This window comes from Xinfangfangia pollutisoli, from assembly GCF_020179405.1.
GTDB lineage: Bacteria > Pseudomonadota > Alphaproteobacteria > Rhodobacterales > Rhodobacteraceae > Pseudogemmobacter > Pseudogemmobacter pollutisoli.
In genome coordinates this window covers 1-8816 of record NZ_JAICBZ010000120.1, presented here as the reverse complement: position 1 = coordinate 8816, position 8816 = coordinate 1, and the positions used below count along the sequence as shown (strand labels likewise).

Below are 8816 nucleotides of genomic sequence, written 5' to 3'. Positions count from 1 at the left end.
GGGTGAGGCCGCAGGCCGAGGGGGCAGCGCCCCCTTACGCCGCCAGGGTCTCGCGCAGCGCCTGCAGGAAGATCGCCGCCACCACCAGCCCGACCAGCAAGGCCAGCCAGAAGCCGTGATGCATCAGGACCTTGGCCAGAACGAAGGCCAAAATCCCGCAGATCACCGCCCATATGTACCTGGTCTGAACCAAAGCGCCCCTCTTTTGCGCCGCCTCTACCTTTTACGCCCCGGGACGCGATCGCTCACATGCGCGCGCGCGCCCCGCCCTTCCAACCGCCTCAGCCTTCGCCGCGCCCGATCTTCTCGGCCTCGGCGACCGAGCCGCCGGCGATCAGATGCCGCGCCTGCGCCACCCAGCGGTCGCGGCTGACCCGGCCCTTGAACCCTTCCAGATGCGCGTCCACCCAGGCGATTTCCTCGGCGGTCCAGGCGGCGATCTGGTCGAAATGGAAGAAGCCCAGCTTGTGGCACAGCGCCGCCAGCTTCGGCCCGATCCCCCAGATCTGCTTCAGGTCATCGGCCGCCCCGCCCCGCGGCGCGTCCAGCGATTGCGGCTGCTTCGCTTCGACCGTGGCCACCGGATCGGGCACGCCCATCGACACGGCCGGCGCTTCCTGCACGGTCACGCCGGTTTCATCGGCCGGAATTCCCGCCCCTGGCTGAGGCTCCTCGCCGGGCTCGGCCGGCTGTTCGGGGGTTTCGGGCTGGCCCTGCCAGGGCATGCGCAGCGGCACTTCGGTGCCGTCGATCCGCTTGACCCCATCGCCCACATCCACGGCGCGCTGCACCGAGGCATTGTATTGCGTGCGGCCTGAGTCGAATTCGGTCAGCGAGGTCAGACCCGTCGCCGGCTCTGCCGCATAGCGCCCGATCTGCGAGCCGGGGACCGGCACTTCACCGGCCGAGAAGCGCCCGATCAGCTCGCGCAGCTTCGCCGCCGTCAGGTCTTCGTAATAATCCTTGCCGATCTGCGCCATCGGCGCATTGGCGCAGGCGCCCAGGCATTCCACCTCTTCCCACGAGAAGCGGCCATCGGCCGAAGGCACATGCGGATGGGCCGAGATCAACTCCTTGCAGACCGCGATCAGATCCTCGGCGCCGCAGATCATGCACGAGGTCGTGCCGCAGATCTGGATATGCGCCACCGTGCCGGTCGGCTGCAGCTGGAACATGAAATAGAAGGTCGCGACTTCCAGGGCGCGGATATAGGCCATGCCCAGCATGTCGGCCACATATTCGATCGCGGGCTTGGACAGCCAGCCCTCTTGTTCCTGGGCGCGGAACAGCAGGGGAATGATCGCCGAGGCCTGCCGGCCTTCGGGATATTTCGAGATCTGCCCCTTGGCCCAGGCCAGATTCGCCGGCGTGAAGGCGAAGCTGTCGGGCTGGGTATGGGAAAGACGGCGCAGCATCAGGACCCTTTCTCGACCAGCAGGGCCGCCAGCGCCACGACAAGCGCGATCGCCGACAAGACCCCCGAGAGCGTATGTTTCATATGCGGTTGCCCGGCTCGGGCATAGATCACGCCGTCGGCAAGCCCCATGAAGGCGCAGACGGCAAACAAGGCGGCGTAAAGCACCGGGTCGCCATGAACCAGCGCCACGACGGCCAGGATGGCAAAGGCGGTGTAGCGGTCGGCCATGACCCGCGGCAGCAACTCGACCCGATGGGTGGTCAGCGCCAGGCCCCGCGCCGGGTTCAGCCAGAAGGCCAGCGCCATCGCGCCCAGCACGACCAGGGTCAGCGCGCCGAAGAGCATCGTCAGCAGCGACAGCGACATCAGTCCCGCCCCCCCTGCTGGGCCGCCCCGGCCGCGCAAGCCCCGGCAACGGCCCCGAACGGGGCGCGCAGCGCAGGCAGGCGGCAAGGGCGGCGGTCAGACATCAGAACACCAAAGCAAGCGGAACGGCCGCGGCAACCACCGGCAGCGTCACCGGAAGCGCGGTCAGGAACACCAGAAGAACCGGCGCGAAATCGACCGCCATCATCGGTCGACCTCGCCGAAGACGATATCCATCGTGCCGATGATCGCCGAGACATCGGCCAGCTGATGGCCTTTGCAGACATGATCCATCGACTGCAGATGCAGATAGCCCGGCGCGCGGATCTTGGCGCGATAGGGCTTGTTCGTGCCATCGGCCACCAGATAGACGCCGAATTCGCCCTTCGGCGCCTCGACCGCGGCGTAAACCTCGCCCGCAGGAACGTGGAAGCCTTCGGTATACAGCTTGAAGTGATGGATCAGCGCTTCCATCGAGGTCTTCATCTCGGCCCGCTTCGGCGGCGTGATCTTGCCCCGCGCCAGGATATCGCCCTGCCCGTCGGGCGCGCGCAGCTTGGCGATGGCCTGTTCGATGATCCGGGTCGATTCCCGCATCTCGGCCATGCGGCACAGATAGCGGTCATAGCAGTCGCCATTCTTGCCGACCGGGATCTTGAAGTCGAACTCGTCGTAGCATTCATAGGGCTGCGCCCGCCGCAGGTCCCAGGCCAGGCCCGAGCCGCGGACCATCACCCCAGAATAGCCCCATTGCTGGATCTCTTCTTCCGAGATGATGCCGATATCGGCATTGCGCTGCTTGAAGATGCGGTTTTCGGTCAGCAGACCGTCGATATCGTCCAGCACCTTGGGGAAATGCGCGGCCCAGGCCTCGATATCGTCCAGAAGCTGCGGGGTCAGATCCTGATGCACGCCGCCGGGCCGGAAATAGGCCGCGTGCAGACGCGCCCCGCAGGCCCGTTCGTAGAAGACCATCAGCTTCTCGCGTTCCTCAAAGCCCCAGAGCGGCGGCGTCAGGGCGCCGACGTCCATGGCCTGGGTGGTCACGTTCAGCAGATGGTTCAGCACCCGCCCGATTTCCGAATACAGCACCCGGATCAGACTGGCCCGCCGCGGCACATGCACGCCGGTCAGCCGTTCGATCGCCAGACACCAGGCATGTTCCTGGTTCATCGGCGCCACATAATCCAGCCGGTCGAAATAGGGCAGGTTCTGCAGATAGGTGCGGCTTTCCATCAGCTTCTCGGTGCCGCGATGCAGCAGGCCGATATGCGGATCGCAGCGTTCGACGATCTCGCCATCCAGCTCCAGCACCAGACGCAGCACGCCATGCGCCGCCGGGTGCTGGGGCCCGAAGTTGATGTTGAAATTGCGGATGCGCTGTTCCGACGTTTCGATATCCATCGAGCCGTCGTCATAGGTGTTGCGCCGGATATCCCCATCCATCGGTCAGTTCCCCCCTTCGGGGCTGGAGGCGTATTGGGCCATGAACTCGGCCTCGGTCATGGTGGTCGTCTTGCCCGAAAGCCCATAGCTTGCGGGCTTGCAGTCGATGAACAGCTCATGCGTCACCGGAAAGCGGCTGGGATCCGGGAAGGCCTGGATCGAGACGAAGGCCATCTTGCCGTCGCGCGACAGCCAGGCCAGCGACGAGCCGCAGCGCGAACAGAAGGCCCGCTCGCCCCAGTCGCTGGACTGGTAGCGGGTGACCGGCGCGCCGGGCGCGAAGTCGAAAGCGCCCGAGCAATCGGTGACGATGAACATCCCGCCCGAGAATTTGCGGCACATGCTGCAATGGCAGACGCCCGCGGCCTCGTCGGACGGGGTGGCGGTGAAGGTGGTGGCGCCGCAGAGGCAGCTTCCGGTTTGCGGACCCATCACTTCGCCCCCGCCTTCTGGTCGCCGGGCAGAATGTATTCGGCCCCTTCCCAGGGGCTCATGAAGTCGAACTGCCGGTATTCCTGCACCAGTTTCACGGGTTCGTAGACCACGCGCTTCTGCGCCTCGTCATAGCGGACCTCGACATAGCCGGTGGTCGGAAAATCCTTGCGCAGCGGATGGCCGCGGAAGCCGTAATCGGTCAAGAGGCGCCGCAGGTCCGGGTGGCCCGAGAACAGGATGCCGAACATGTCGAAGGTTTCGCGCTCGAACCAGTTCGCGCTGGGGTGCAGCGCGATGATCGAGGGCACCATTTCATCCTCGCGCACGGCCACTTTCACGCGGATGCGCTGGTTCCGGTACATCGACAGGAAATGATAGACCATGTCGAAGCGCGCCGGGCGTTCGGGATGATCGACCGCGGTGATGTCGACCAGCGAGGTGAACCGGCAGGCCGCGTCGTCGCGCAGGAATTCGACCAGCGCCACCAGATGGGCCAGCGCCGCCGTCACCGTCAATTCGCCGAATTCCACCTTGGTGGACAGGACGGCATCGGCCCGCTTCAGCGCGATCAGGCCGGCGAGTTCGTTCAGGGCTTCGTCGCTCATGACCTTACCTCACCAAGGTGCCGGTGCGGCGGATCTTCCGCTGCAGCTGCAGGATACCGTAAAGCAGCGCCTCGGCCGTGGGCGGGCAGCCCGGCACATAGACGTCGATCGGCACCACCCGGTCGCAGCCCCGCACCACCGAATAGCTGTAATGGTAGTAGCCGCCGCCATTGGCGCAGCTGCCCATCGAGATCACGTAGCGGGGTTCCGGCATCTGGTCATAGACCTTGCGCAGTGCCGGGGCCATCTTGTTGGTCAAGGTGCCCGCGACGATCATCAGGTCCGATTGCCGCGGCGAGGCGCGCGGCGCGGTGCCGAAGCGTTCCAGGTCGTAGCGCGGCATCGAGGTATGCATCATCTCGACCGCGCAGCAGGCCAGACCGAAGGTCATCCAGTGCAGCGACCCGATCCGGGCCCAGTTGATGATGTCCTCGGTCGAGGTCAGCAGGAAGCCCTTGTCCTGCAATTCGCGGTTCAGCGCCTGGACCGCAACCTCATGATCGGCGCCGGCGGTGTTGGCACCCGTCTGGATGCCCCCCGGCTGGCCGCCCGGCATGCCGACCCGCTGCACCCCGCCCGAGGCGCCGTCCAGCGGCGTGGTTCCCGAGGTCACTCCCATTCCAGGGCCCCTTTCTTCCATTCATAGGCGAAGCCGATCGTCAGCACGGCCAGGAACACCATCATCGACCAGAAGGCCACCATCGAGATTTCCCCGAAGGCCACCGCCCAGGGGAACAGGAAGGCCACTTCCAGATCGAAGATGATGAACAGGATCGAGACCAGGTAGAACCTGACGTCGAACTTCATCCGCGCATCGTCGAAGGCGTTGAAGCCGCATTCATAGGCACTGACCTTTTCGGGGTCGGGGTTCCTTACCGCAATGATTGCGGCGGCAAGGATCAGGACAAGACCCAATCCCGCTGCAATCACGAGAAGAATAAGGATGGGCAGATACTCTCGGAGAAGCGCGTCCACGAGATGCTCCTTCAGCTGGCGACAGCGAGCCTGCGGGACGGTGAGGCCCCTATGCACTCACGGTTTCGTTTAACCCGCCCCCCGGCCGGGGTCAACGCGCCACGGGCCGATTTCACCGCGGTGCAGCAAGCGATTTATCGCATTGTATGCAACGGTGTGCCGTTGACTTCGGGCAGAGCGGCCCGATCGCCGGCCCGGGTGAACCGAAACGGACAGATTCGCCCGCCCCCGGGGCCCGGGTCGGGTCTGCCAGACCTGCCCGCAATCGGCGCTTGACCCCGCCGCCGCGCGCCGGCCTTCTGGCTTCTGTTCCGCTCTGGCCCTTCGGTGATCCGCCATGACTGCCCTGCCCCGCCTTGCCCCGCTTGCCGCCGCCCTGATCGGCCCGCTTCTGGCCGCTGCCGCCGCGCAGGCCGCCGCTTGCAGCGCCGATCCTGCCGCGGTCGAGGCCGCCATCGCCCGGCTGGAGCCGCGCTATGGCGCGGTTCTGTCCGACATCTCTTGCGATGCGCCGACCCTGCCCGCGCAGGTTCTCATGTGCGATGCGGCCCTTGGCCCCGATCCGCTGCTGTGGCGGATGGGGCGGCTGGACGATCTGGCCTGGGTCTATGCGGTGGAAAACGCCACCGGCCAGCAGATCGACCTGGCCGCGCCGCCGCGCGATGGGGATTTCATCGCCCGGCGCGATGCCTGCGGCGATGCGGCCTGCCTTTGCGCGCAGCTGATCGGCCATACGAATGACAGTCTGGGCGGAGAATCGCCCTATCCGCAGTAAGCGATTTTTCGACGAAAAATCGCGCCCCGCTCAATCGGCCAGCGGCGCCTCGACCGGCTCGATCACCTCGGCCTGCCCCAGCGCCAGAACCTCGGCCCGGATGATCCGCGCGATCAGCGCCACATCCTCGGGCGTGAAGGTCAGGGGCAGGCGCATGTCGATCAGCCCGGCCAGCACGCGATCGGTCTGCGGGCAGGGCTGCGGATCGGCATAGGCCCAATGTTCGTAGCGGCTGGTGAAGGCCACCGGCTCGGGCGCGCCGAACCATTTCAGCTCCACCCCCCGCGCGGCGGCACGGGCCAGGAAGGCAGTGATCCGCGCCGGCTCCCACGCGGGCAGCAGGAACTGGAAGGACGAGCCCATGTAGCGCTCGGCCCCATGCCGCGGAATCAGCCGCAGGCCCGGCGTCTGGGCCAGCCCCGCCTCCATGCCGCGATACAGCGCCGCCCAGCGGTCGCGGCGGTCATCGAGCAGTCCGATCTGCGGCCGCAGCACCGCGGCGCGCAGATTGTCCATCCGGCCCGAGACATTCGGCACCTCAAGCCGCAGCCGGCGGAACACCTCTTCCCCCGGCGCGGCGCGGTGGCGGCCATACAGCATGTAGCTGCCCGACAGCAGGATCATCCGCGCGGCAAGCTCCTCGTCATCGGTGACCAGAAGCCCGCCCTCGCCCGAATTCATGTGCTTGTAGGTCTGGGTCGAATAGCAGCCCACCGCACCATGACGGCCGCTTTGCACCCCGTTCCAGGTGGCGCCCATCGTATGGGCGCAATCCTCGATCACCGTCAGGCCCAGTTCGGCCGCCCGCGCCATCAGCCGGTCCATGTCGCAGACATGCCCGCGCATATGCGACAAAAGCAGAAGCCGCGCCCCGCTTGAGCGGGCCTTCACCGCCAGATCGTCCAGATCCAGGGTCAGATCCTCGGTCACCTCGACCAGAACCGGCCGGCCGCCCACCGCGGCAATCGCCCCCGGCACCGGGGCCAGGGTGAAGGCATTCGACAGGACCGGCGCGCCCGGCGTCACCCCGCAGGCGCGCAGGGCACAGCCCATCGCATAGCCACCCGAGGCCACGGCCAGGCAGAAGCGCGCCCCGGTGAAGGCCGCGAATTCCTCTTCCAGCAGCGCCGCTTCGGCGATTTCGCCCGGCACGGTGTTGTAGCGGTGCAGCCGCCCATGCTGCAGCACGGCCAGCGCCGCGGCGATCCCGGCTTCGGGGATCGGTTCCTGCTGGGTGAAAGCGCCGGTGAAACGTTCCATTCACTGATCCTCGCGCCGCGTCAGCGCCAGGAACAGTCCCAGCGCCACGATGATGACCGCGGCCGCGGCGATATAGGCGGCCGAGGGCGATTGCCAGGCCCGCCCCTCGGCCATGAAATGGGCGAAGATCTGGCTGAAGACAAGCGTGCCGGCCAGCATGGCGATATTGGCGATGGCCGAGATCCCGCCCTGCAATTCGCCCTGGGCATCCTCGGGCACCTTCTTGGTCATCATCGCCGTCATCATCGGATGGACAAAGCCCTCGGGCCCATGCACCAGCATCAGCAGGATCACGAAACCCAGGCCCGTCGCCAGACTGTAGCCCGCGCAGGCAACCGCCGCGCAGACCAGGCCGATCAGCGCGGTGCGATGTTCGCCGAAGCGCTTGACGAAAACCCCGGTCAGCCCGCCCTGGAACCCCGCCGTGACCAGCCCGAAGATCGCCAGAGAGGCGCCCACGGTCGCTTCCGACCAGCCGAAGCGCGCCATGCCCCAGAAGGCCCAGATCGCCGGATAGACCGCGGTGGCGAAGAAGAAGATCCCCATCACCAGACACATGGGCAGAATGCCCCGATAGGTGGAAAACACCCGGAATGCCCCGAAGGCATTGGCCCGGCGCCATTCGAAGGGGCGCCGCCGCTCGGGCGGCAGGCTTTCGGGCAGGACGAACCAGCCATAGGCGAAATTCAGCAGCGACACGCCCGCGGCCACCCAGAACGGCACGCGGGGACCCAGCTCTCCCAGCAGGCCGCCGATCGCCGGGCCGATGACGAATCCCAGCCCGAAGGCCGCACCCATCAGGCCAAAGGCCTTCGCCCGCGCCTCGGGCGCGGTCACATCGGCGATATAGGCATTGGCGATCACCCAGCTTGATCCGCAGACCCCGGCCAGGATCCGGCCGATGAACAGCCAGAACAGCGTCGGCGCCAGGGCCGAGAACAGGAAATCCGCGCCCAGGCCGAAGACTGCCAGCAGCAGCAGCGGCCGCCGCCCGAAGCGGTCGGACAGATTGCCGGCAACCGGGGCGCAGAAGAACTGCGCCAGCGCGAAGGCCGCGAACATCCAGCCGCCGATCGCCGCTGCCCGGTCCAGCCCCACCGCGCCCACATCCTCGATCAGATGCGGCAGCACGGGCATGACGATTCCGAAGCCCACCATGTCCAGAAACACTGTGATCAGAACGAAGATCACCGCATGGCGCGACACCGAAGGGGGCGCGGCCGGGCCGGGCGCAGCGGAGGACAGGCTGTGGGACATGGTGGCGGACCCTAGGGCGCGGCGCGGGGGCTGTAAAGCCACCGCAGGATGACGGGATTTGTCACGGGCCCGCGCGCCTGGACGGCGCTAGGACAGGCGGGCCAAGCCCCTGATGACAAAGGCAAGACGATGCAGCTTCCTCTTCCCCTTCTGGTGGTGGCCGGCCTGGCCCTGGTGCTGGGTTTCGCCCTGCCGACCGCGCGCCCCGATCTGCCCATGGCCCCCGGCCAGCGCATCGCGACCGAAAGCCCCGCGCCGGCGCCCCTGGCGCCTTCCGCCG

11 protein-coding genes are annotated in these 8816 nt (G+C 66.9%); 1 reads left to right on the top strand and 10 read right to left on the bottom strand.

The genetic code is table 11. The features are described from left to right. Positions 1 to 34 precede the first annotated feature (34 nt). The 8 genes from K1Y73_RS20480 to K1Y73_RS20445 form a co-directional block, all read right to left on the bottom strand. Positions 35 to 193, bottom strand: a complete 159-nt coding sequence (locus K1Y73_RS20480) for a hypothetical protein (RefSeq protein WP_225030189.1) — start codon at positions 191 to 193, stop codon at positions 35 to 37. An 88-nt stretch (positions 194 to 281) separates the two neighbouring features. Next, positions 282 to 1415, bottom strand: a complete 1134-nt coding sequence (nuoE, locus tag K1Y73_RS20475; RefSeq protein WP_225030188.1) for an NADH-quinone oxidoreductase subunit NuoE — start codon at positions 1413 to 1415, stop codon at positions 282 to 284. Further along, entirely contained in the window at positions 1415 to 1783 is a 369-nt protein-coding gene (locus K1Y73_RS20470; RefSeq protein WP_225030186.1) for a hypothetical protein, read from the bottom strand. The genes nuoE and K1Y73_RS20470 overlap by 1 nt, the downstream gene beginning before the upstream one ends. Positions 1784 to 1987: 204 nt before the next feature. After that, complete coding sequence (locus tag K1Y73_RS20465) at positions 1988 to 3229, bottom strand: NADH-quinone oxidoreductase subunit D (protein ID WP_225030184.1); 1242 nt, start codon at positions 3227 to 3229, stop codon at positions 1988 to 1990. A gap of 3 nt (positions 3230 to 3232) precedes the next feature. Then, positions 3233 to 3661: a GFA family protein gene (locus K1Y73_RS20460; RefSeq protein ID WP_225030182.1), complete on the bottom strand. Its 429-nt coding sequence runs from the start codon at positions 3659 to 3661 to the stop codon at positions 3233 to 3235. After that, positions 3661 to 4269, bottom strand: a complete 609-nt coding sequence (locus tag K1Y73_RS20455) for an NADH-quinone oxidoreductase subunit C (RefSeq protein ID WP_225030180.1) — start codon at positions 4267 to 4269, stop codon at positions 3661 to 3663. The genes K1Y73_RS20460 and K1Y73_RS20455 overlap by 1 nt, the downstream gene beginning before the upstream one ends. Positions 4270 to 4273: 4 nt before the next feature. Then, positions 4274 to 4825 (bottom strand): NuoB/complex I 20 kDa subunit family protein, encoded by a 552-nt coding sequence (locus tag K1Y73_RS20450; RefSeq protein ID WP_225030190.1) that lies wholly within the window; start codon positions 4823 to 4825, stop codon positions 4274 to 4276. A 53-nt stretch (positions 4826 to 4878) separates the two neighbouring features. Continuing rightward, positions 4879 to 5244: an NADH-quinone oxidoreductase subunit A gene (locus K1Y73_RS20445; protein WP_225030178.1), complete on the bottom strand. Its 366-nt coding sequence runs from the start codon at positions 5242 to 5244 to the stop codon at positions 4879 to 4881. Between the two features lie 337 nt (positions 5245 to 5581). On the opposite strand from K1Y73_RS20445, the gene K1Y73_RS20440 reads away from it, so the two are divergent. Continuing rightward, positions 5582 to 6019: a hypothetical protein gene (locus K1Y73_RS20440; RefSeq protein WP_225030175.1), complete on the top strand. Its 438-nt coding sequence runs from the start codon at positions 5582 to 5584 to the stop codon at positions 6017 to 6019. A 30-nt stretch (positions 6020 to 6049) separates the two neighbouring features. Here K1Y73_RS20440 and K1Y73_RS20435 read toward each other — a convergent pair whose 3' ends face one another. Next, positions 6050 to 7279 carry a DegT/DnrJ/EryC1/StrS family aminotransferase gene (locus K1Y73_RS20435; RefSeq protein ID WP_225030173.1) on the bottom strand — a complete coding sequence of 410 codons (1230 nt, stop codon included), beginning with the start codon at positions 7277 to 7279 and terminating at the stop codon, positions 6050 to 6052. After that, positions 7280 to 8536, bottom strand: a complete 1257-nt coding sequence (locus tag K1Y73_RS20430; protein ID WP_225030172.1) for a TCR/Tet family MFS transporter — start codon at positions 8534 to 8536, stop codon at positions 7280 to 7282. Positions 8537 to 8816 lie beyond the last annotated feature (280 nt).

Bases quoted from the DNA above. Each gene is read 5' to 3' on its own strand.
- K1Y73_RS20465 (WP_225030184.1), bottom strand. From the start codon at position 3,229: ATGGATGGGGATATCCGGCGCAACACCTATGACGACGGCTCGATGGAT.
- K1Y73_RS20430 (WP_225030172.1), bottom strand. From the start codon at position 8,536: ATGTCCCACAGCCTGTCCTCCGCTGCGCCCGGCCCGGCCGCGCCCCCT.
- K1Y73_RS20440 (WP_225030175.1), top strand. From the start codon at position 5,582: ATGACTGCCCTGCCCCGCCTTGCCCCGCTTGCCGCCGCCCTGATCGGC.
- K1Y73_RS20470 (WP_225030186.1), bottom strand. From the start codon at position 1,783: ATGTCGCTGTCGCTGCTGACGATGCTCTTCGGCGCGCTGACCCTGGTC.
- K1Y73_RS20450 (WP_225030190.1), bottom strand. From the start codon at position 4,825: ATGCCGGGCGGCCAGCCGGGGGGCATCCAGACGGGTGCCAACACCGCC.
- K1Y73_RS20455 (WP_225030180.1), bottom strand. From the start codon at position 4,269: ATGAGCGACGAAGCCCTGAACGAACTCGCCGGCCTGATCGCGCTGAAG.
- K1Y73_RS20435 (WP_225030173.1), bottom strand. From the start codon at position 7,279: ATGGAACGTTTCACCGGCGCTTTCACCCAGCAGGAACCGATCCCCGAA.
- nuoE (WP_225030188.1), bottom strand. From the start codon at position 1,415: ATGCTGCGCCGTCTTTCCCATACCCAGCCCGACAGCTTCGCCTTCACG.
- K1Y73_RS20460 (WP_225030182.1), bottom strand. From the start codon at position 3,661: ATGGGTCCGCAAACCGGAAGCTGCCTCTGCGGCGCCACCACCTTCACC.